The organism is Leifsonia sp. 466MF (assembly GCF_900100265.1).
Taxonomy (GTDB): domain Bacteria; phylum Actinomycetota; class Actinomycetes; order Actinomycetales; family Microbacteriaceae; genus Leifsonia.
On the sequence record NZ_LT629696.1, the window covers coordinates 1,727,094 to 1,748,053 of the forward strand.

The following is a 20,960-nucleotide window of genomic DNA, read 5'->3' on the forward strand; positions in this document are numbered from 1 at the left end:
GTCACATGCGCTGGCCCGCGGGCGCGGGAGCCGCTAGCGTTCCGCACCTATGGCCGACCGAATCATCCTCAACGCGTTCGATATGAGCTGCGTCACCCACCAGGCACCCGGACTCTGGCGTCATCCCGACAACCAGGCACACCGCTACACCGACCTCGACTACTGGACCTCTCTGGCCCGGACGCTCGAGCGCGGCGGGTTCGACGCCCTCTTCCTCGCCGACGTGCTCGGGGTGTACGACGTCTACCGCGACTCCGCCGCCCCGGCGCTGCTCGATGCTGCGCAGGTCCCGCTCGGCGACCCGGTCGTGCAGATCAGCGCGATGGCGGCGGTGACCGAGCGTCTCGGCTTCGGCGTGACCGTCGCAACCACGTACGAGCAGCCCTACCTGCTCGCGCGCCGGTTCTCGACGCTCGACCACCTGACCAAGGGCCGGATCGGCTGGAACGTCGTCACCTCGTACCTCGACTCCGCCGCCCGCAACCTGGGGCTGCGCAAGCAGATCGCCCACGACGACCGGTACGGGATCGCCGAAGAGTTCCTCGACGTCACGTACAAGCTGTGGGAGGGGTCGTGGGAGGACGGCGCGGTCCTGCGCGACCGCGAGGCCGGCGTCTTCACCGACCCGGCACTGGTGCACCCGATCGAGCATGACGGCGAGCACTACCGGGTGCCCGGCATCCACCTGAGCGAGCCGAGCCCGCAGCGTACGCCCGCCGTCTTCCAGGCCGGCGCGTCGCCGAAGGGCCGGGAGTTCGCGGCGAAGCACGGCGAGGCCATCTTCATCAACGGCCTCACGCCCGAGCTCACGCGCAAGGCGACGGACGACATCCGTGCCCGTGCCGCCGCGATCGGCCGACCGGCAGAGACGGTCAAGATCCTGACCCTCGCAACGGTGATCGTCGCGCCGACCGACGAGGAGGCGCAGGCCAAGCTCGACGAGTACCGCACCTACGTCTCGACCGAGGGGGCGTTCGCGCTCTACGGCGGCTGGTCCGGGCTCGACCTGTCGCAGCTGCCGCTCGACGAGCCGCTGCAGTACATCGACACCGACGCCGCACGGTCGGCCCTGTCGATCTTCACCACAGCCGACCCGAACCGCCAGTGGACGGCCCGGGACATCGCCGAGTACGTCGGCATCGGCGGGATCGGCCCGGTGATCGTCGGAAGTCCGACCACCGTCGCCGACGAGCTGGAGCGCTGGATCGAGGTGGGCGGCATCGACGGATTCAACCTCGCGTACGTGGTCACCCCGGGGAGCTTCGAGGAGTTCGTCGAGCTGGTGGTGCCCGAATTGCGCGCCCGCGGCCGCCTCGACCAGCAGCCCGGGACGACCCTGCGGGGACGTCTGAACGGCACAGGCGACGCCGTCGTGCCCGCCTGGCACCCCGCGCACGCCTACCGCGGTGCGTACCGCGGACGCCCGAGCGCCGCGGACCGCCGCGAGCCCGTGACCGAAGGAGCAGCATGACCCGCAGCTATTGGACCGGACAGGCCGACGCCGCCGAGCTCGCGCACTGGGAGGCCGTCGCCACCGAGGCCGCCGACCGGCTGGCCGTCGACGCCCTGGAACGTGACCGGGCGAACCAGGATCCGACCGCCGAGCTGGAGCTGCTGCGCGACGCCGGCCTCGTCAACCTGCTCGACCCGGCGGAGTTCGGCGGAGGCGGTGCGCACTGGGAGACGGCCTTCCGGGTGATCCGCATCCTGTCGCGTGCCGACGCCTCGGTCGCGCAGGTGCTCGCCTATCACTACATCAACTCCGGCAACATCGGCTTCGCCGTCGCCCCGGAGCGCCAGCCGGACCTCTACCGCCGAACGATCGACGGCCGCTGGGTCTGGGGCGACTCGGTCAACCCGGTCGATCCGGACCTCACGCTCACCGACCTGGGCGACGGACGGTACCGCCTCGACGGCACCAAGCGCTTCTCGACCGGCGCCTCCGCCGGCGACATCGTGCTGGCGGCCGCGACCGTCGCGGGCGGCGCGCGGGCCGCGACCCCGGTGTTCGTGCTCCTCGACCACGACCGGGCGGGCATCCGCTATCACGGCGACTGGGATGCGCTCGGCCAGCGGCTGTCGGCGAGCGGTTCCGTCACCTTCGACGGTGTCGCCGTGGACGAGTCCGACATCCTGGGCGAACTGAGCGACGAGCCGTTCTCTACCCTGATCACCCCGGGCATCCAGCTCGCGTTCGGCAACCTGTACCTCGGCATCGCCGAGGGCGCGCTCGCCAAGGCGCGCGAGCTCACCCTCGCCCGCACGAACTCGTGGTTCCTCTCCGGCGTCGACCGGTACGCCGAGGACCCCTTCGTGCTGCGCGTCTTCGGCGAGCTGCTGTCGCGGGTCGAGGCCGTCGAGGCCCTCGCCGACGCGGTCGGCCGCGAGTTCGACGCCGTCGTGGACAAGGGCGAGGACGTCACCGCGGAGGACCGCGGCCGGCTCGCCCAGCGGATCGCCCGACTGAAGGTCGTCTCCACCGAGGTGTCGATCGAAGTGACCACGCGCGTGTTCGAAGTCACCGGATCCAGCTCGGCTCGCGCCTCCGTCGGGCTCGACCTGTGGTGGCGCAACGTGCGCACGCACACCCTGCACGACCCGGTCGACTACAAGAAGCTCGAGGTCGGCGCGTACTACGTCAACGGCGACCTGCAGCCCATCTCCCTGTACACCTGATCGGAGCGACATGACCGACACGACGACCGCCGCCCGTCCCTCCGCGCCCGCGAGCGCCGCCGAAGCGCTCGAACGGCTGGAGCCGATCCTGGAGCGTCTGCGGAGCTCGGCGACGCGCCGGGAGCGCGAGCACGAGCTGCCGACCGGCGTGGTGCGCGAACTCGCCGATGCGGGGCTCGGTGCTCTGCGCGTCCCGCGTGAGAACGGCGGCGCCGGGCTGAGCTTCGTCGAGCTGGGCGAGGTGCTGGTGGAGCTGGCGGCTGCCGACTCCAACCTCCCGCAGATCTTCCGCGGTCACTTCGCCTTCGTGGAGGACCGGCTCACCGCTCCCGCCTCCGCCGAACGCGACGCCTGGCTGGAGCGCTTCGCGGCGGGCGAGATCGTCGGCAACGCCTGGAGCGAGACCGGGTCGGTGGGTCTCGGGGACTCCGGGACGCACATCCGTCGCACGCCGGACGGCCCGCGCGTCGACGGCCGCAAGTTCTACACGACCGGCAGCCTCTACGCCGACTGGATCGACGCGACCGCGAAGGACGCGGACGGCACCGACGCGACCGTTCTCCTGCGCGTCGACCAGCCGGGAGTGTCGGTGCGCGACGACTGGGACGGTTTCGGCCAGCAGCTGACCGGCACCGGCACCGCGGTCTTCGACGACGCAGCGGCCTCGCCGGCCGACGTCTTCCGGTTCTCCGATCGCTTCCGGTACCAGACCGCCCTCTACCAGTGGGTGCTCGTCAGCGTGCTGGCGGGCATCGCACAGGCGACCGAACGGGAGGCGGGTGAGGCGCTGCGCGCACGCACGCGGGTGTACAGCCACGGCCTCGCTCCGCTGGCAAAGGACGACGGGCAGCTGCAGGCCGTGATCGGCGAGATCTCGGCGGTCGCGTTCACCGCGCGAGCACTGGTCCGCTCGGTGGGCGAAGCCCTCGATGCGGCCGCCGTCACCGCAACGCGTCGCGGCAGCGCGGAGGACGACGAGGCCAACGTCCGGGCGGAGATCGCCTCGGCGCAGGCGCAGATCGTGCTCAGCCAGTCGGTTCCGCTCGCCGCGACCCGGCTGTTCGACACGCTGGGCGCCTCCGCGGTGAGCCGCGCTGCCGGCCTCGACCGGCACTGGCGGAACGCGCGCACGGTCGCCTCCCACAACCCCTGGGTCTACAAGGCGCGCATCGTCGGCGACTGGAGCGTCAACGGCACGGTTCCGCCGTACATCTGGCAGATCGGAACCGCGAGCTGACTCGCGACGGGCTCGTTCAGGCGCCGGCTCCATCCATTTCTTCTTCGGCCGGCGCTTCCCACAGCTCGATGGGCAGCCCCTCCGGATCGCGTAGCCGGGCGAACCGGCCGTAGTCGCCATCCTACTCGGCCCTCCGCTCGACCGCGATCCCGGCCGACTCCAGCGAGGCGACCAGCTCATCCAGCCCACTGACCCGCAGGTTCAGCATGAACGGCTGGTCGGCCGCGAAGTAGTCGGAGTCGGCCGGGAACGGCGCGAACACGGTCATGCCGCCCTGCTGCTCCCACACGCTGTCCGAGCCCGCCGCGATCCCGAGATGCTCGCGGTACCAGGCCGCGCGCGCCTCCGGATCACGGCTCCGGATGAACAGCCCGCCGATGCCCTGAACGCCCACTGGGACCTCCTCGCTTCGGCGCTCAGGCTAGCAACCGGGGGTCGTCTCGGGCGATCGTTCCGGGTGATCACCCCCGCGGATCGAGCACGGACAGCACGGCCGGGCCGACCTGCTCGGCCGACACGAGCCGCAGTTCAGTCGGGCTGCTGGCGGCGTCGAACAGCCGTCTGCCCGCCCCGACCGCGGTCGGGAACGTCAGCAACCGGTACTCGTCGATAGCGTCCCTCCCGGCCAGTTCCGCGACGACCGATCCGCTGCCGATGACGACCACATCCCGCTGCTCTAGCGTTCGTGCGAGCCAGCTCTCCAGTCCGCCGTCCACCGCGGCCGAACCGGACCACGCGTCCAGCGCCACCGGCGTGCCCGCCAGCACGGCTTTGCTCGCCCGGTTCATCGCCCGCGAGAACGGGTCGTCGCGGTTCGGCCAGAGGGTGCTGAAGTGCTGCCAGGTGCGGCGGCCGAACAGCAGCGTCCCGGTCTCGAGGATGCTGTCCAGCCGGAACTTGTCCCCCGCGACCCCCTGTGGCCCGAACCGCATCGCCCAGCCGCCGAACGGCGTGCCGTCGCTGCCGTCCGGATCCTCCACCACGCCGTCCAGCGTGATGAACTGCACCACGATCACTCGTCCCATTCGCTCGTCTCCTTCTGTTCGCGTTCTCGTTGCGTTCACACGTGCGTACGAACGAGCGCTCCCGAACTCATCTCCGCCCTCTCCGCCCCACCGTCGAGTCCGCACAAACTGCACGCTTGCGGGCCCCGGAGCGTGCAGTTTGTGCGTACTCGACGGTGGTGGTCAGCGCGTGGGGGCGAAGAGGGCGAAGAGGCGCGGGTCCTGGTAGACGAGCACGCTGGCGATGGCGTCGCGGCGGGAGGTCTCTGAGCCGTCGAAGAGCTGCACCGTATGCGGCTCGCGACCCTGCTCGGTGACCCGGTACAGCAGGAAGCCGTGCTGGCCGTTCGCGGCGATCGGCTCGGTCGCCCACGCGGTCCCGCGCCAGGCGAACAGGTGCTCCATGAAGGCGGCGAACGGTGTGCGTCCGACCGACCACTGCGGCACCGGCGGCATCTCGAACACGACATCGTCGGCGACCAGGGATGCCAACGCCCTCACATCGGCGGCCCGGATCGCGGCCGCGTAATGTTCGACGACGCCAGGGCGGAGTGGCTGTGTGCGCCGCGTCCCTTCGCGGATCGCCGCGCGAGCCCGCTGCAGCGCCGAGTTCGCCGACGCAACGGAGACCTCGAGCACGGCCGCGGTCTCCCCCGCGGTGAGCCCGATCACGTCCCGCAGCACGAACGCACCGCGCTGGAGCGGCGACAGCGTCTGCAGCATGGCCGTCACGGCGAACCGCACGTCCTCCGCCTTCTCCGCCGCCGCGGCAGGCTCCGAGTCGGATGCCGCACGGCCGACCCAGCCCGTCGGCGCGGGCAGAAGCCAGGGAACGTCGAAGGCCGGCACGAGCGGCGCGCCCACTTCGATGCCCGGATCCGTCAGGTCACGGGGAAGCGGCCGCCGAGGGGTCTGCCGCAGCCGGTCGACGCAGACGTTGCGGGCGACGCGGTAGGCCCAGGTGACGAAGGATGCGCGGGCCGGGTCGAAGCTGTCGCGGGCGCGCCACATCCGCTCCAGCGCATCCTGTACCGCGTCCTCGGCCTCGAAGGGCGACCCGAGCAGCTGGTACGAGAACGCGAGCAGACCCCGGCGGACGCCCGCCAGGTCCGCCTCCGAGAACGCCGCCATGGGCCGATCCTAGTGACGGCAGGCCGCCCACGCCGCGGCCCGCTGATCGGGGACCCACAGCTCGGCGAGGCCTCCGGACGCGGCCGCAATTGCGGTCATGCCGCCGCGCCGTGTTGCGGAGGAATGATACGGTCTGCAAGAAATACCGATTGAAATGTTGGAGCGCAGATGGTCAGGGCTGTCGGGGTCGATACAACTGAGTTGAGGGCGGGTGCGTCGTCGCTGAAGGTGGCCGTGATGGGCCGTCGCCCCTCGGCGACGGAGGGTCACGGTTTCGGATCGGCGGTGTCGGAGGGAGCCGTTGGACGGTTCGAGGCGTATTGGGTTCCGGGTCAGACGGCCGTCGATGACCTGATCGGGATGTTGGCCGGAGCTCTGGAGCAGGCGGCCGCGTCGTATGAGCGGCGCGATACCGAAGACGCCCAGAGCCTGACGAGTGGCGGGGGTCAGTTCGTTGGGTTCTAGGGCGGAGGATTGGTCGCCGGTCGGGTTCGGGACGGATCCGACGCCGGGTGATCGGGAGATGGTGGAGGCGCTGGGCACCCATCTTCGGACGTGGTCGGAGCGGTTGGATCGTCAGGCGGAGGTGTCGCGGAACGTTCTGGACACCCGTCTGGGTGCGGCGTCGTGGTCGGGTTTGGCTGCGGATGTGTTCTCGGACAGGTTGCGTTCGTTGACGTCGTCGGCCTCGGATGTCGCTGCTCGCCACGCCGAGGGGGTTGAGGCGGCGACCCGCTGGTCGGGGTCGATGGGGCTCGCACAGAGCGATGCCGATCGGGCCTTGCGGGACGCAGAGGACGCACTGGCGGACCTGGAGCTGGCGCAGGAGTCCGTCGCCGCATTGGGGGCCGAGCATGCCGCCCTTCTGTCGGCGCTGGTCGCCGTGCAGAAGGCGTACGCCTCCACCGAGAAGCCGCCACCAGGCAAGAGCACACCATCGGCCGGGGACGTCTCGGCCGCCCGCCGGCGGGAGCAGGAGGCCAGCGCAGACCTGACGACGGCGCGGTTCGCGGTCGAGGACGCGCAGGAACGCCTGGAGGATGCGAAGCGTCGAGCACGCGACGCCAAATGGGAGTACGACGCGGCCGAGAAGGTGTTCGCGGACGCGCTGGATGCGGCGTTGCACGGTGCACTGACCACCGTCGCGAAGCCGGAACTGCAGGCGTTCGCGTCGATGGTCGGAAAGCTGTCGAAGATCTCACCGACGGCGAGCGTGAACGCCACCCTGCTGGACACGCTGAAGAGCCTGACACCCCAGGAACTGGCCACCCTGGTCGCCGATGACCCGGAGATCCTGCAGCAGTTCTGGCAGCACCCACCGTCCCCGGATCAGGTCGCCAAGTGGTGGACGGGCCTCGGGCCCGAGGCGCAGCGGGCGTTCGAGGCGGCCGTGCCCGGGGTGCTGGGCAACCTGGCGGGACTGCCGTACGCGGTACGCGGTCGCTGCAACCTGACGGTCTACGAGCAGGCGCGGTCGCATCCCGGCGCTCTCACGCCTCAGCAGCGAAAGGTCTTGACCGCTCTAGGAGACGTCCTTGCCGATCCGTCAGCGTCGCTGATCTGCTTCAACCTGGATGCGTCGGTGCCGATGGTCGCGGTCGGGTACGGCGATCTGGACACGTCCGACACGGTGACCTGGGCGGCGCCGGGGATGCTCTCCGACGCCGCCGACGCGACCAAGGGGTGGTCGCGGTCCGCGAAGAACCTCTACACCCAGCAGAACCTTGTCGACGGTCGTTCGCATGGGGTGGTGGCCTGGTTGGGGTATGACACCCCGGACCTGGTAACAGTGAACAATCCGGCGGCAGCGCAGAACGGGTCATGGCGGTTCGCAGCGGAACTGGATGGCACCTACGCCGCCCGCGCCGCCAAGCCCGCGTACGTCTCAGTTCTCGCACATTCGTATGGCACGACGATGGCGGCGGATGCGTTGACCCGCACCAAGCATCCGGTCGACTCGTTCACCATGCTCGGCTCCGCCGGAATCGACACGCAGGTGGTGACGTCGCTGTCGGACCTGCACGTGAAACAAGCCGGTGGTTCTGCTGCCATCTACACGACGGCGGCCGCGTTGGACTATCTCGCCCCCTTCGGGTCGACGGTCGGAGGTCGCGCCGAACCGAACCCGGAAGCGGCTTTCTCTCCGGCAGCCGCCGCTGCAACTGCGGTTTTGGTGATGCCGCCCAAGGTCATGGGCGGCGCGCAATCGTTCTCCTCCGAAGGAGCCGTCCTTCCCGGCGGTGACGTGTTGAAACCGACCAAAGGTCATAGTGCGCTTGGCGGGACCCCACGCGAGAACGACCCGAACCCGATGAACGGGACAGCACCCGTCGGCCACGGATACCTCGATCTGAAGACAGAGTCGCTGTATAACGCCGCCTTCATCACGATCGGCCAACCCGGGAAGGTCGAAGGCGGAGTAAGGCCCACCGGATGAGCGGCATCTCGGGGATTGCGGGCTGTGTCGCGAGACTGTCGGGCCTGGTCGTCATCGCGGCAGCAGCCGTGTCGTTGTTAGGAGGATGTATGTCTGTTCCCGCTCTGCGTGACCCTGTCCCTCACACCCCGGATGGTCCGGAGAAGACCATCACGCAATTGTTGACCCAGTGGGAGGACCTCACCAACGCCGCCATCGCGGCCACCGGGCACACCGAGGGCTGGTTCCGCGGACCCATCCAAGACAAGAAGCCGTGGGACCCGGCCGCCGAAGAGGTGGGCCTGGCACCGTGCGCCACAACAACATCGGACGACGCTTCTCAGGTCTCAGCGATCGTTACCCACGTCGCATTTGAGCACGATCCTCATCCGATCGCGGACACGCTCACCGCCTACTGGGAGAGCCAAGGCTTCACTGTGACACGTACCGTCGACTCGACCATCGGTACTGAATGGATGGCTGTTGAGGTCCGCGCGGAGCGGTCTGACGGGGTCTTTTACGGTCTCACCGCCACCACGGAACAGGTAGGAATCGACGTACTGACGGAGTGTTCCGCGGACCCCTCAATCCATGAGTGGGCGGAGGAACGGGTGCAACGGAGACTCGATTCTCTCTACTCGACCCCGACACCGTCGTCGGCTGCGGAAACCGGCATCGCGGACATCGCAGCGGATATCGACGACCGGTTCTGGGGATTCTGACGCGTGACAGCGCAAACGGGTCCCCGCCAACTCTTGACGGTTTCCGTCCACCGAATCGAGACCCGGGTGTCTACGGATACCGACCACGTCGCCTTCATCGGGAGCGGCCAGCCCGGGACAGTCGAAGGCGAAATGAGGCACTCCTGATGAACCAGCTCGCGGGTGCGATCGTAGGTCGGGACGTGAAGAAGTCCTGTGTCGCGGTCGTGATGATCGTGGCGGTGTCGTTGTTAGGAGGATGTATGTCTGTTCCTGCTCTGCGTGATCCTGTCCCGCGTACCCCCGAAGGTCCGGAGAAGACCATGACCGAGTTGCTGGCGCAGTGGGTAGACCTCACCAATGCTGCAATCGAGGCGACGGGAGATACCGAAGGATGGAAGGAGGACACGCCCTTAGCGACGAGCAAGCAGTGGGACCCCGCCTCGGAGAACGTGAGCCTGGCTCCCTGCGGGAGTGTTGGGTCGAAGGATGCGAGTCAAGTCGCCTCCATCATCTTCCACGGGGCGTTCGAGGACGATCCGCATCCGATCGCGGACACGCTCACCGCGTACTGGGAGAGCCAAGGCTTCACCGTTACCAGAACCGTCGACTGGACCTCCCCCTCGGGCAAGACAAGCGTTGAGCTCCGCGCGGAGCGCTCCGACGGGGTCTTTTACGGTCTCACCGCGACAACCGAGCTTGTGGCCATCGACGTGTACACGGAATGCTCAGCGGACCCATCGATCGATGAGTGGGCGGAGGAACGGGTGCAACGGAGGCTCGATTCTCTCTACTGGACCCCAACCCCGTCGTCGGCAGCAGAAACCGGCGTAACGGACACCGCAGCGGATACCGACGACCGGTTCTGGGGCTTCTAACGCGTGACGGCGGACACGCCCCCCGTCAACTCTTGACGGTTTCTGTCCTCCGAATTGAGGACCCGGCGGCCCGCGGGTTAGCGTTGTCGAGGCCCGGGGATGCCGGACCGACGCGGATACGAATTCTCAGCGAAAACGTCTCAACCCGACGCGAAACGGAACGGCATCCCGGGAAACCCTCTCCCCTGTGTTGCGCAGCGCGCGCGGCGTTCAGCCCGCGCTGTGGTCGACCAGCGGCTGCACCTGCACCCCGCTGTGGTCGTGCCGGGCCTCGGCGAGACCCGACGCCAGAGCGACCGCCGCGTCCCGGTCGGGCACGTCGATGACGTAGAAGCCGCCGACGACCTCCTTCGCCTCGGTGAACGGGCCGTCGACCGCGATCGGCTCCCCGTCGTCACCGCGCCGGACGGTCACCGCGGTCTCCGGCCCCTGCAGCTCGCCGGACGCGACCACGGCATCCCCTGCCTTCTGCCAGAACTCGCGGTGGGCGGAGTCGATCTCCGCGCGCTCGTCGGCGGACATCGCCTTCCATCGGTCCGCGTCGCCCTGGATGAGAATGATGAACTGGCTCATCGGTCATGCCTTCCTGTTGTCGGAACATCTTCTGACCAGGCGTCGAACGAACACGCCGGAAATCGACACGGGCGCAGGGATGCGAGCGGCCTCACCCGACGCGGTCGAGGAGGATGAGGGGTGTCCGGTAGTGCTCGGTGACCGTCCCGCCGAGGTTGCGGACCGCGCGAGCGGCCTCCTCGGCCTCCGCCTCAGACCAATCGCTGAACGTCGTGAACAGCCCGCGCACCCCGTCCTCGTCGAGGTCGATGGCCCAGGCGATCTCGGCCACATGCGACGCACGGAAGTACCCGCCGGACTCCAGCAGCCGGGCCCACTTCGCCGTCTGCGACTCGTCCGGTCCGGGCCGGGGCGGCGCATCCCGCCGGTCGACGATCGCCTGCACCCGCTCACGGAACGGCGTCGGCGCCACGGCAGCGTCCCCGTAGGCGTTCCGCCAGACCGTCAGGTGTGCTCCCGGCACCAGTGCGGAGTGCAGCTTCGGCAGCACCACGCCGAGGTCGAACCAGTGCACCGCGGTCGCGATCGTCGCGAGGGTGAAGGATGCGGTGGGCAGGTCCGCCTCCTCCGCCGTCGCCGCGATCACCCGCACATCCGGAAACCGTTCGGCGAGCCGTGCCGCCAGCGCCGCGCCCGGCTCGACGGCGGTCACCTCCATCCCCGCCTCCACCAACCCTCGGGTCGCCTGCCCGCTCCCGGCGCCCAGATCGAGTGCCCGCGCGCCGGCTACCAGCAGCCCGAGCTCAGCGAGCCGCTCCCACAGCGCAGCCGGATACGGCGGCCGAGCGCGGTCGTACAGGTCGGCGTGCCGATCGAAATGCATCGGGTCGGGCATGCGCCGACGATACCGCGGACCGCCGCCGGGCGGACGTGGCGAGGTGCCCGTTGCGACGGAAGCATCGGGCACCTCTGCGCACGGATCCCGTATCCCCCACCATGCGCAATCGCCATCGTGGCGGACTCGCGCACGACCGCGAAAGACGGTGGATGCGGTGGTCCGCCGGCGACCCGGGGCGCGTTGACCGCGGGTCAGAGCGACACGCGGTTGCGGCCCTGCTTCTTCGCCCGATACATGGCGGCATCCGCCTCGTCGAGCAGCTGCTTCGCCGTGAGCCCCGCCTCGATGGGCAGCACGCCGCACGACGCCGTCACGGTCATCGGGCCGCGCGCGGTGTCGATCGGCAGTGCGATCTCGTGCACCAGCCGCGCGGCGAACCGCTCGCCGTCCTCCGGCGTCACACCGACGCTGAGCACCACGAACTCGTCGCCCGCCAGCCGGGAGATCACGTCGGTGGCGCGGCTGCCCCCGGTGAGGCGCTCGGCGACCGTCCGCAGTACGGCGTCCCCGGTCTCGTGCCCGTGCCGGTCGTTGATGGCCTTGAAACCGTCCAGGTCGAGGAACAGCAGCACGCCGCCGTCGCCCTGCACGACCGCGGACTCGAGGCGGCGCTCCAGGGAACGCCGGTTGTGCAGGCCCGTCAGATGGTCGATCAGCGCGAGCTGGGCGAGTCGCGCCTCCTGCCGGCGATCGAGTGCACGCGCGAGGTCGCGTCCCAGTTCACGCGCCTCCTCGGGGATGGTTCCCCACACCAGCGCCGTGCCCTCCACGCTCTGCCGCCACTCCGAGAACGACCGGCGCGGCGACAGCGGGGTGTCGCGGTTCTCCGGGCTCTGGTCGCCGAGCCAGCGGATCACCTGGGTGACCTCATGCCGGAAGAACAGCAGGACGCCGTGAGCGCCGACCGGGACAACGAGCAGTCCCGCGAAACCGGGCATCAGCGCTGCCAGTGCGGGATGGGTGCGCTGCAGCTCGCTCGTGTGGAACGGTTCGATCCCGACGGCGGAGAGCAGCAGACTGCGGTCGACCGTCGGGACGTCGCCCACGCTGCGGCTCACCCCATCCAGAGCCAGCACCGCTCCATCGGCGCCGACCAGCCGGCACAGCTCATCGCCGCCGTCGACCAGCGTCAGCAGGGGTTCAGCGGACGACGGGATGCCCGCGAGCACCGCCGCGCGCTGCTCGCGGATGGTGAGGTCACGGCGCAGCCGCGCGATCGACTCGAGGGCGGTGAGCTGCAGGGTCAGCTGGGTGGCGAGCACCTCCAGCGCGCGGCGGAGCAGGATGGGCATGCGCCGCTCGGTCCTGTGCGCGCAGGTGATCATGCCGGTCAGCCGGTCGTCCTCGATCAGCGAGAACGACACCGTGGACGCCTGGCCCATGTTGCGCATGAACTGCAGGTGGTGGGGCGAGACCGCCCGGAGCTCGCCGCTGCTGAGGTCGAGCGGCGGAACGTTCTCGTCGACGGACACGAGCGGGGTGCCGGGGTCCTCGGTGCTCACGATCTGGCGAGACAGCTTCGTCAGGTACAGCGAACGCGCCTGCTGCGGGATGTCGGATGCGGGAAAGTGGAGGCCGCGGTACGACTCCATGTCGGGCTCGGACGCCTCGCCAGCGACCTCGCCATGGCCGTCCTCGAAGAAGCGGTAGACCATGACGCGGTCGAACCCGCTGATCCGCTTGACCTCCTCGGCCGCCGCCTGGCGAAGCTCCGCCGCACTCGAGACGAGCCCCAGCGACCGGATCGCGCCGACCACGGACGCGGTCGGCAGATCCCGGGTGGTCGGGGCCGGCTCCAGCTCGATGACGACCTGCTCGCCCAGGCGGTGCGTGATGGCGTCGTACGGCTCGCCCTGCAGGTCGACGCGGACCGGGTCGCCGTGCGTCTCGGCCGCGATGCTCCACTCCAGGGTGGGACTGCCGAGTTCGGACACGGAACGGCCGAGCCACTGCGCCGCGTTCTCGCTCGCGGTCACGATCTCGTAGGTCGCCGCGCTGACGACCAGCAGCATCCCGAACGACTGGATCCGGCCCGGGGTGCGGATCGGCTCCTTCACGCACTCCGTGAGTCTCCGAAGCTCCGACGCGTCGGGAACCGCACCACCATCCACCACCTCTCGACCCTAGCCCAGACCCACGCGCCGCGTGACCGGGGCGGACATCCGTCGCGCCGCCTGATGTCTCCTCCCTTTCCGCCGCCGCGCGAAAGGGAGGAGATACTGGTCGGCTTCCCGGTGTGTCGCGAGAAAGGGAGGGGACGCGACCCGCCCCGCCGATCAGCACCTCCGTTTCCGCCGCGGAGCGGAGCAGCGGACGAGCCGGGGGTGTGCTGCGGGTGCCGGGCGGTGGATGATGCCTACAGACACGGAAGGACGCACATGGACGAGACAGCGAACACCGACCGCTCCGAATACCCCGACGACGCCGGTTACCCCGACGGCCAGGGCACCCTCGACGAAGGGACCGGCGCCTTCCGCGGCCCGACCGGCGACGAAGCGGCCGACGACGGCGGCCGTGACGACACGGGACTCGAGGGCGAGGAGGTCGTCGAGGAGCTGTCCGAGTTCGACGGGCCGGATGAGCGGGACGAGTAGCGAGCGACCAGTGGCCGCCTAGCGCGGAACCGCCGCCACCGCGTCGATCTCCACCAGCGCACCGGGCCGCGCCGGCGCGACGGTGAGCACCGTCACCGCGGTCCGCTGGTCGCCCCACACCGCCCGCGTCGCCCCGTACGCGTCGGTCGGGTCGATCCCGGGCGCCAGGTGGATGGTGAGCTTGGCGACCTGCTCGGGCCCGCTGCCTGCCTCTTCGAGCACGGCGAGGAGGTTGCGGAGCGCCTGCTCCGTCTGAGCGGCGAGGCCGTCCAGCAGGGCGCCCTCCGCATCCACCCCGTTCTGGCCGCCGACGAAGAGCAGCGGACCTGGGGGGACGATCATCCCCTGCGCGAACGCCGGGCTGCGGTACAGCTGGGGCGGGTCGACGGGGGTCGGTGTCTCGGACATGGCGCGTCCTCCCTGGTGACGTCTGGTGAGTCTCCAGTGTCCCGCCGACCCCTGACACCGCGGCTGCCGAATAGCAGTCGGGTACGGTTCCTCCCCCGCGACTGACGGATCCGGCGCGCCTGCCGACTATGACTGAGGAAGGGCGGACGCCTCGCTCCGCCGTACCGTCCCCGTCCCCGACCCCGAGGAATCCCGTGTCTCAGCCGCTCTCCACCGCCGCCCGCACCGCACCGACCGTCATCACCGCCTCCTTCTGGCTGTGGATCGCCAGCACGGTGGTGAGCCTGATCGCGTTCGCCCTCCTTCTCCCCGGCCTGTTCGGCGGCGCGCCGGACGCGGGCGGGATCGCCGCCGGCTCCGTCGCCGGAGCGATCATCGGCTCCGCGCTCCGCGTGTTCCTCGCGATCTACCTGTTGCGCGGAGCGAACTGGGCGCGCATCGTGCTCACCGTCATCGGCGTGGTGGTTCTGCTCACCGGCATCCCGTCGCTCCTGACCGGCGACCTGCTCGGGCTGCTCGTCGTTCTCATCGTCGTCGTCGCCGCCGTGCTCATGTGGCTGCCCGCGGCGCGCCCGCACTTCCGCCGGGCCTGATCCCGGGCGGCTGTCGCGCCTCGCTGTTGACAGCCCCCGGTAGAGTGGATGTGTGAACCCGCTCATCTCGCAGCCTGACGCCGCCCTCGCGGCCGCCGGGCGTCTGGAGGTCGTCGGCGCACTCAGCGCCGGCGTCAGAGCGTTCTGACCCCGTTTCGGTGATCTCTCGCGCGCACGGCGCGCGATCCGCTGCCGCGGCATGCCCGCGCGCGGACCATTTCCCCCATCGGCTCGACCGATGACGGTTTCAGACATGTCAGGCGTTCATTCATGCATCCATTGACCGAGAAGCAGCTCCGTTCCTCCTTCGTCAACGCGTCCCAGCGCGAGCGCAAGGAGCTCACCATCCCCGACCTGGCGCAGGTGCGCTGGGACGACATCGACTACCTCGGCTGGCGCGACCGCAAGCTGCCCGCCCTCGGGTACGTCGTGGCCAAGATCGACGGCGAGCCCGTCGGCGTCCTCCTGCGCCAGGCGGAGGGCCGCGTCCGATCGCGTCCGCAGTGCTCCTGGTGCGAAGACGTGCAACTGCCCAACGAGGTGCTCTTCTTCATCGCGAAGCGCGCCGGGAAGGCGGGCCGCAACGGCAACACCCTGGGCACGCTGGTGTGCGCCGAGTTCCAGTGCTCGGCCAACGTCCGGAAGCGACCGCCGACCGCTTACGTCGGCTTCGACGTCGAGGCGGCCCGGCACGCGCGCATCGAGGCTCTGCGGGAGCACGTCGACGCGTTCGTCCGCAGGGTGATGGCCGAGTGAGAGCCGTCCGGTGAGAGCCGGCGAGTAGGACCTGGGTGAGGCGGCCCCGTCAGGCCGCCTCACTCAGGAACGGCTCGTGCCGGTATCCATCGTCGTCCAGCACGGCGACCGTGTTCTCCGGCACCTCCACGAAGGCGCCGGGCATGTCGTTGAGCGGCTCGGAGACGACGACCTTGGCGTGGTCGCCGAACACGTCCAGCCGGGCGGCATCCGGGAACATCTCCCGCAGCTCCGGCACGGCCACCGAGTGGAAGAGCGAGCGGCTGCGCTGGGCGGACGAGTAGCGGAACGCCCACATCCTGGTCCCGTCGGACACCGCGAACGTCCCTTGCACCGGGAACTGGATGCCGTGCTTATGCCCGGTCTCCTCGACGAATCGCAGCGCCCGCCCGAGGCCGGCGACCGGGTCGTCCATCAGGCCCATCGTGAGGGCCACGTAGAACAGGGTCTCCGTGTCGGTCGTCCCCTGGATGAGCGGGAACAGCTCCGAGTCGACCGAGAATGCCAGGTCGCGCTTCATCTTCGTGAAGCCGTCGAGGAATCCGTTGTGCATGAACAGCCAGTTCTCGTAGCGGAACGGATGGCAGTTCGACTGCTGGATGGGCGGATGCGCCGCGGCCCGCACGTGCCCGAAGAACAGCGGGCTGGCGATGGCGTTGGTGAGCTCGTGCAGGTTCTCGTCGTGCCACGCCGGCTCGATGCTGTGGAACAGCGCGGGGATATTGCCCTCGCTCGTATCCTCCGGGTACCAGCCGAAACCGAAGCCGTCGCCGTTCACGGTCTCCGCGCCGAGCGGCGAGTTGAGCGACTGGGCGACCAGGGAGTGCTGCGCGTCCAGGATGAGGACGGCGGGTTTCAGGGGCTCCCCCGAGTATGCAAGCCAGCGGCACATGACGACCTCCTCGAACGTGGTGGGCCCTGCGGACGGCTTGACCATAGCCCCGGTCCGGCAGCCGCGGGAATACACCACTTCCGCCGACGGCGCGGCAGCCGACCACGCCGTCCTGGAGCTGTCAAGGGATGGCCGCGGAACGCTCGGTCTACTTGGCTGGACACATGAAGACGCACGCACGGTTCCTCCGTCAGGGGCTGGAGGTGACGGAGATCTCGAACCGCGAATGGCGGGTGACTGACACCCGGTTCGCCGAGCTCGGTGCTCCGGACGTGGTCGGCTTCATCCTTCAGCTGGAGGGGATGTTCGAGGTGACGCAGATCGGCCGGCCCGGCCAGCGCACCTATTTCCGTTCATTCGACGCCGCTCTGGACGCTCTGCGGTCCTGATCGCCTCCGGTCCCGGCGGCGTGCCCGCACGGGGATCGAGCGACGGCTGAGCACAGCGGCCACGAGGAAGCACGCCGCGCCGAGGAACGTGCCGACGTTCGCCCAGAACAGGCTCACCAGCGACCCCGTCGACGGGATGACGTAGGCGCCGACGGCGGAGAACGCGAACAGCACGGAGCCGAGCATGTTCAGCCAGGTGCCGTGCCAGGTGCGTGCGCGGGGATCCCACAGGCGGTCCCGGTCGACGGTCGCGACGACGGCGAGGGCGCTGGCGACCAGGAAGCAGATCGAGCCGAAAGCGTCCGGCCGCCAGCCAGTACCCACCCGGGCCGCATCGTTGGCGGCGGTGAGGAGCGCCTCTGTGGTGCTGACGTTGAAGAACAGGGTGCCCGCGAACTGTATGGCGGCCGCCCACCAGTCGAACAGGTCGGGGCGCTCGCCTCCGCGTCGTGGCGGCTTTCGGCCGCTCAGCGCCAGCTGGACGAAGGCGGCGGCCGTGAAGAACAACGCGCCGACGAAGAACGTGACGGCGGCGATGACCGGGCCGACCGCCTCCTGGTAGTACGGCACTGCGCCGATCAGGAAGAACAGCGACCCGATCGCGAATCCCCAGGCCTCCCGCCTGAGTCGGATGGCGCGTTCTGCCGGCATGGTCGAAGACTAGAGCGGGGGATGCGTTCGGCGGCAGTGGGTCGTTCGGCTCACGCGAGCGTCGGACCGTTCCGGTCTCTCGTCACCGGCACGACCACGACCGGGACGGTCTGGTCGTGCGTCAGGTGCGCTCCGACCGATCCGGCCAGCCAGTTCTCCAGGGTGTGCGAGAACCCGCGGCGGTGCGTGCCGACCACGATGATCCGCGCGTCGACCTCGACGGCCAGCCGTGCGAGCGCCTTGGCCGGATCGCCGGCGAGCAGGCGGAGCGCCCAGTTCGAGGGCTTGTCCGGCCTTTCGTCGAGCGCTGATCCGATGGCGGCCGACAGTGCGAGGACCGCTTCGCCCTCGCCGGATCCGACCTCCGTGGGGTGCAGTGACTCCCCCGCGACGTCGGATGGATCCCATTCGGTCAGGTAGCTGTCCTCCGAGACGTACGCGCACAGCAGCGGACGCTCGAACTCGACCGCCAGGCGCGCCGCTTCGTCGAGCACCGCCCGGGCCTGGCCGCGGTGCACCCCGACGATGATCGCGCCACTGAGGTCCGGGCCGCTCGGGTCCGGGTCGCTCGGGTCCGGGTCGCTCGGGTCCGGGTCGCTCCGGTCCGGGTCAGCATCCGCGGGAGGCTCGTCCATCTCGACCACCGCCGATCCGGCGCCGGCCTAGGCCTCCGCCGCCTGCGGCGTCCCGGCGATGTTCACCAGCCACTGCACGCCGAAGCGGTCGACCGCCATGCCGAAGCTGTCGCCCCAGGGCGCCTTGTTGAGCGGCTCGACCACGGTGCCGCCGTCGATGAGCTTCTCCCAGTAGCCGGTCAGCTCGGCCTCGTCGTCGCCGCTCAGCGAAATGCTGATCGCGCTGCCTTCGGTGAAGTCCATGTGCGCCGGGACGTCCGCAGCCATGAGCGTGAAGCCGCCCGGTGTCGTCAGCTGCGAGTGCATGATCAGGTCGTTGTCGGCCGGGTCTTGAGCCATCTGGAACTCGGCGAAGGTGCTGCGCTGCACCTCTCCGCCGAAGACCGACTGGTAGAAGTCCATTGCTTCGCGCGCGGACGAGCGGAAGTTCAGGTACGGGTTGAGTGTCGACGGCATGGTGTCCTCCTCGTGAGAGCTCCGGAGAGCCGGTAGGTGCCGGTTCGCCGCCCAGCGTAGCGAGCACCCGCCGCCCGGGACCAGAGCCTTCACGCGCGGGAAGGCATGCGATGCGGTCAGCGCAGGTACGCCGCGACGAACAGGTCGCCGCGGATCTCCCCCAGCCGCGCGACGATCCGGTCCACCAACGCGTCGGTGATTCCGCCGGCGTGCACGTCGTAGGGGCCGATCGGCTGCAGCTTGCCGCAGCGGACGCGCACCACCTCCCATCCCGATGCGCGCAGCAGACGGTCCTTGCGACGGTCCGAGGTCTCGCGCGGACCGACGTGCTCCAGACCGTGCCTCCCGGTGGTGTCGTACTCGATCGCCACGCGGAATTCGGGCAGCAGGATGTCGGGCCACACCTCCAGATGGGAGTGGAACGGTTTCGCGACACGGACGGCGTTCTTCGACAAGTCGATGTCCAACCGCTCGGCGAGACGCCGCTTCAGTTCCGGTTCGGCCGCGGAGGCGGGCGTCGGCGCCCAGCGGCTGACGAACGCCTCGCCGACCGGCACCGCGTCCGCCCCGGCACGAGCATGCCGGCAGATCGGGCACCTCCTGCCGCCGAGGATGCGCTCGATGCTCGTCTGGTACGACGGATGCCCTTTCTCGCACTGCCAGGAGAACGTCCCCGCCGTGCTGTTCGCGTTCGACACGGCGACGCGCGATCCGGGGGCGGCCATGCTCACCAGCTGCTCGCGCGTCAGCGCTTCGCGATCGAGCCGGCGGCAGAGATAGCAGCGGTCGTCGCTTGGGTCCTTCTCGATCCCCCGAAGGTCGCGGGCGTGGCCGCACACGTGCAGTCCGGCGTCCGGCTCCACTGCCCGCACCGGTTTCGGCGCCGCAGCCTCGGCGCACTGCGGGCACCACGCCGAGCGACGCCGCGTTCCACCGGGCCGAGCCCGCTGCTCCTCCGGGGTCGCGACGAACCGGTGACCGGAGTCGCACTCCCACACCAGGTAGACGTCGGCCGCGGGCGGCACCTGCGTCAGCGTGATCCCATGGTTGAGGTCGGGGTGGTACTGGCGGACGAGCACGGGATACCGCTCCCAGTCGGTGCGGTACCGCCCGACCTCGTAGGGCACGGCGACGCCCTTCGACCACTGGCGGCGCGCCCACCACTGCTCGACGCTCTCCGGCACGGCATCCCTCCTCATCCCGAGGCTAGAACGCACCACCGTCACTGCAGCCCCGCGATTCGTGCCGGATGTGCGCTTTCGCGGCGCCAGAGCGCACATTCGGCACGAATCTGCGCGCGGCTCAGAGCACGAACGGGAGGAGAGCGCGCCGCTCGGAGGGGTAATCCGGGAACGTCTCCCGGTACCAGCGGTGGTTCGCGAACGCCCGGGGCGCCAGGTTCGCGAACGTGTACAGCGCGAATGCGGTGCCCGCGAGAGACCAGGTGGCGATCGCCCATCCCGTCCACTCGATCATCTCGCCGAGGTAGTTGGGGCTGGAGACGTACCGGAAGCCGCCGCCCTGAGGGATGCGGTATCCGCCCCCCGACCGTCGCAACAGCCGCAGCGTGCGGTCGGAGCGCGCATTCAGGGTCAGCCCGCCCGCGAACAGGACGACGCCGGCCCAGAACCGCCAGTCCGCCAGCCACGACACGGGATAGCTCCCGTACTCCGAGATCCATCGCGCGTTGACCCACGCGTTCAGCAGGTTGAAGCCGATCGCGAGCAGCATCACGAGCACGGGCATGCGCGACCCGGAGCGCATCAGGAACGGGTAGACGAACGCCCGGTAGACGTAGTGCACGAGCCAGAGCGCCAGGAACAGCAGCGGCACCGGCTCGAAGCGGTGCGATCCGAGCAGGTAGAACACCACGAAGAGGATGGACGCGGGCGCCTCCATGACGACCCAGCCGACCCGCGCGGGCACCGTGGGGCCCCATCCACCGCGCCCGTGCCGCCCGCCGTACGGCGCGACGATGAACAGCAGCGCGACGAACGTCACGACGGCCAGCGCGATCTCGGCGTAGACGAACCAGCGGTAGGGTCCCTCGGGCATGCCGCCAGCCTATCTACGCGGCAGCTCGGCAGGACGATGCCCCGGCCCGCCGAGCTGGACTCGACGGACCGGGGCCG

At 69.8% G+C, this 20,960-nt stretch carries 23 protein-coding genes; 10 read left to right on the top strand and 13 right to left on the bottom strand.

What is annotated here, in order from left to right:
* The first annotated feature begins 49 nt into the window (after nt 1-49).
* The 3 genes from BLR91_RS08265 to BLR91_RS08275 are packed head-to-tail and all read left to right on the top strand — an operon-like array spanning nt 50 to nt 3,913.
* Nucleotides 50-1,471, top strand: a complete 1,422-nt coding sequence (locus tag BLR91_RS08265) for an LLM class flavin-dependent oxidoreductase (RefSeq protein ID WP_089875803.1) — start codon at nt 50-52, stop codon at nt 1,469-1,471.
* Nucleotides 1,468-2,676: an acyl-CoA dehydrogenase family protein gene (locus BLR91_RS08270; protein ID WP_089875800.1), complete on the top strand. Its 1,209-nt coding sequence runs from the start codon at nt 1,468-1,470 to the stop codon at nt 2,674-2,676. Before BLR91_RS08265 ends, BLR91_RS08270 begins: the two co-directional genes overlap by 4 nt.
* Nucleotides 2,677-2,686: 10 nt before the next feature.
* A complete protein-coding gene (locus BLR91_RS08275; RefSeq protein ID WP_089875798.1) occupies nt 2,687-3,913 on the top strand; it encodes an acyl-CoA dehydrogenase family protein in 1,227 nt (408 codons plus the stop codon).
* Nucleotides 3,914-4,034: 121 nt separating this feature from the next.
* Here BLR91_RS08275 and BLR91_RS08280 read toward each other — a convergent pair whose 3' ends face one another.
* From BLR91_RS08280 to BLR91_RS08290, 3 genes are all read right to left on the bottom strand, one after another.
* Nucleotides 4,035-4,307, bottom strand: coding sequence for a VOC family protein (locus BLR91_RS08280; RefSeq protein ID WP_231918855.1), 273 nt, complete (start codon nt 4,305-4,307; stop codon nt 4,035-4,037).
* Nucleotides 4,308-4,374: 67 nt separating this feature from the next.
* Nucleotides 4,375-4,938 carry a dihydrofolate reductase family protein gene (locus BLR91_RS08285; RefSeq protein ID WP_089875796.1) on the bottom strand — a complete coding sequence of 188 codons (564 nt, stop codon included), beginning with the start codon at nt 4,936-4,938 and terminating at the stop codon, nt 4,375-4,377.
* A gap of 162 nt (nt 4,939-5,100) precedes the next feature.
* A complete protein-coding gene (locus BLR91_RS08290) occupies nt 5,101-6,048 on the bottom strand; it encodes an RNA polymerase subunit sigma-70 (RefSeq protein ID WP_089875794.1) in 948 nt (315 codons plus the stop codon).
* Between the two features lie 523 nt (nt 6,049-6,571).
* Here BLR91_RS08290 and BLR91_RS08300 point away from each other — a divergent pair.
* The 3 genes from BLR91_RS08300 to BLR91_RS08310 all read left to right on the top strand — a co-directional run bounded on the left by BLR91_RS08300 (nt 6,572) and on the right by BLR91_RS08310 (nt 10,043).
* Complete coding sequence (locus BLR91_RS08300) at nt 6,572-8,485, top strand: alpha/beta hydrolase (protein WP_231918856.1); 1,914 nt, start codon at nt 6,572-6,574, stop codon at nt 8,483-8,485.
* Nucleotides 8,482-9,186, top strand: coding sequence for a hypothetical protein (locus BLR91_RS08305; RefSeq protein ID WP_231918857.1), 705 nt, complete (start codon nt 8,482-8,484; stop codon nt 9,184-9,186). The genes BLR91_RS08300 and BLR91_RS08305 overlap by 4 nt, the downstream gene beginning before the upstream one ends.
* Nucleotides 9,187-9,332: 146 nt before the next feature.
* Nucleotides 9,333-10,043 (top strand): hypothetical protein, encoded by a 711-nt coding sequence (locus tag BLR91_RS08310; protein ID WP_231918858.1) that lies wholly within the window; start codon nt 9,333-9,335, stop codon nt 10,041-10,043.
* Nucleotides 10,044-10,253: 210 nt separating this feature from the next.
* Here the strand turns inward: BLR91_RS08310 and BLR91_RS08315 are convergent, their stop codons facing one another.
* The 3 genes from BLR91_RS08315 to BLR91_RS08325 all read right to left on the bottom strand — a co-directional run bounded on the left by BLR91_RS08315 (nt 10,254) and on the right by BLR91_RS08325 (nt 13,511).
* On the bottom strand, nt 10,254-10,616 hold the full coding sequence (locus BLR91_RS08315; RefSeq protein ID WP_018190985.1) for a YciI family protein: 363 nt from the start codon (nt 10,614-10,616) through the stop codon (nt 10,254-10,256).
* Nucleotides 10,617-10,707: 91 nt separating this feature from the next.
* Nucleotides 10,708-11,451, bottom strand: a complete 744-nt coding sequence (locus BLR91_RS08320) for a class I SAM-dependent methyltransferase (RefSeq protein WP_089875786.1) — start codon at nt 11,449-11,451, stop codon at nt 10,708-10,710.
* Nucleotides 11,452-11,645: 194 nt separating this feature from the next.
* Nucleotides 11,646-13,511: a sensor domain-containing diguanylate cyclase gene (locus BLR91_RS08325; protein ID WP_089875784.1), complete on the bottom strand. Its 1,866-nt coding sequence runs from the start codon at nt 13,509-13,511 to the stop codon at nt 11,646-11,648.
* A 321-nt stretch (nt 13,512-13,832) separates the two neighbouring features.
* Here BLR91_RS08325 and BLR91_RS08330 point away from each other — a divergent pair, with 321 nt between their 5' ends.
* Complete coding sequence (locus tag BLR91_RS08330; protein ID WP_018190982.1) at nt 13,833-14,048, top strand: hypothetical protein; 216 nt, start codon at nt 13,833-13,835, stop codon at nt 14,046-14,048.
* 18 nt (nt 14,049-14,066) lie between these two features.
* Here the strand turns inward: BLR91_RS08330 and BLR91_RS08335 are convergent, their stop codons facing one another.
* Entirely contained in the window at nt 14,067-14,456 is a 390-nt protein-coding gene (locus tag BLR91_RS08335; RefSeq protein WP_020074777.1) for a RidA family protein, read from the bottom strand.
* Nucleotides 14,457-14,650: 194 nt separating this feature from the next.
* Here BLR91_RS08335 and BLR91_RS08340 point away from each other — a divergent pair, with 194 nt between their 5' ends.
* Together BLR91_RS08340 and BLR91_RS08345 are read left to right on the top strand one after the other, a co-directional pair.
* The gene (locus BLR91_RS08340; protein WP_089875782.1) at nt 14,651-15,049 is read left to right on the top strand and encodes a hypothetical protein; all 399 of its coding nucleotides are present in this window, start codon (nt 14,651-14,653) and stop codon (nt 15,047-15,049) included.
* Between the two features lie 270 nt (nt 15,050-15,319).
* Nucleotides 15,320-15,805 carry an FBP domain-containing protein gene (locus tag BLR91_RS08345; protein ID WP_089875780.1) on the top strand — a complete coding sequence of 162 codons (486 nt, stop codon included), beginning with the start codon at nt 15,320-15,322 and terminating at the stop codon, nt 15,803-15,805.
* A gap of 49 nt (nt 15,806-15,854) precedes the next feature.
* On the opposite strand, the gene BLR91_RS08350 is transcribed toward BLR91_RS08345, so the two are convergent.
* Nucleotides 15,855-16,742 carry a class II glutamine amidotransferase gene (locus tag BLR91_RS08350; RefSeq protein WP_089875778.1) on the bottom strand — a complete coding sequence of 296 codons (888 nt, stop codon included), beginning with the start codon at nt 16,740-16,742 and terminating at the stop codon, nt 15,855-15,857.
* Between the two features lie 119 nt (nt 16,743-16,861).
* On the opposite strand from BLR91_RS08350, the gene BLR91_RS08355 reads away from it, so the two are divergent.
* Nucleotides 16,862-17,086 (top strand): hypothetical protein, encoded by a 225-nt coding sequence (locus tag BLR91_RS08355; protein WP_231918859.1) that lies wholly within the window; start codon nt 16,862-16,864, stop codon nt 17,084-17,086.
* Here the strand turns inward: BLR91_RS08355 and BLR91_RS08360 are convergent.
* The 5 genes from BLR91_RS08360 to BLR91_RS08380 form a co-directional block, all read right to left on the bottom strand.
* Entirely contained in the window at nt 17,051-17,737 is a 687-nt protein-coding gene (locus BLR91_RS08360; protein ID WP_089875774.1) for a YrhK family protein, read from the bottom strand. The two genes, BLR91_RS08355 and BLR91_RS08360, sit on opposite strands and share 36 nt — an antisense overlap.
* Before the next feature lie 50 nt (nt 17,738-17,787).
* Nucleotides 17,788-18,372, bottom strand: coding sequence for a universal stress protein (locus tag BLR91_RS08365; RefSeq protein WP_231918860.1), 585 nt, complete (start codon nt 18,370-18,372; stop codon nt 17,788-17,790).
* Between the two features lie 27 nt (nt 18,373-18,399).
* Nucleotides 18,400-18,828, bottom strand: a complete 429-nt coding sequence (locus tag BLR91_RS08370; RefSeq protein ID WP_018190973.1) for a VOC family protein — start codon at nt 18,826-18,828, stop codon at nt 18,400-18,402.
* A 116-nt stretch (nt 18,829-18,944) separates the two neighbouring features.
* Nucleotides 18,945-20,012 (bottom strand): zinc-ribbon domain-containing protein, encoded by a 1,068-nt coding sequence (locus tag BLR91_RS08375; RefSeq protein ID WP_089875770.1) that lies wholly within the window; start codon nt 20,010-20,012, stop codon nt 18,945-18,947.
* 118 nt (nt 20,013-20,130) lie between these two features.
* The gene (locus tag BLR91_RS08380; RefSeq protein WP_089875768.1) at nt 20,131-20,883 is read right to left on the bottom strand and encodes a methyltransferase; all 753 of its coding nucleotides are present in this window, start codon (nt 20,881-20,883) and stop codon (nt 20,131-20,133) included.
* Nucleotides 20,884-20,960 lie beyond the last annotated feature (77 nt).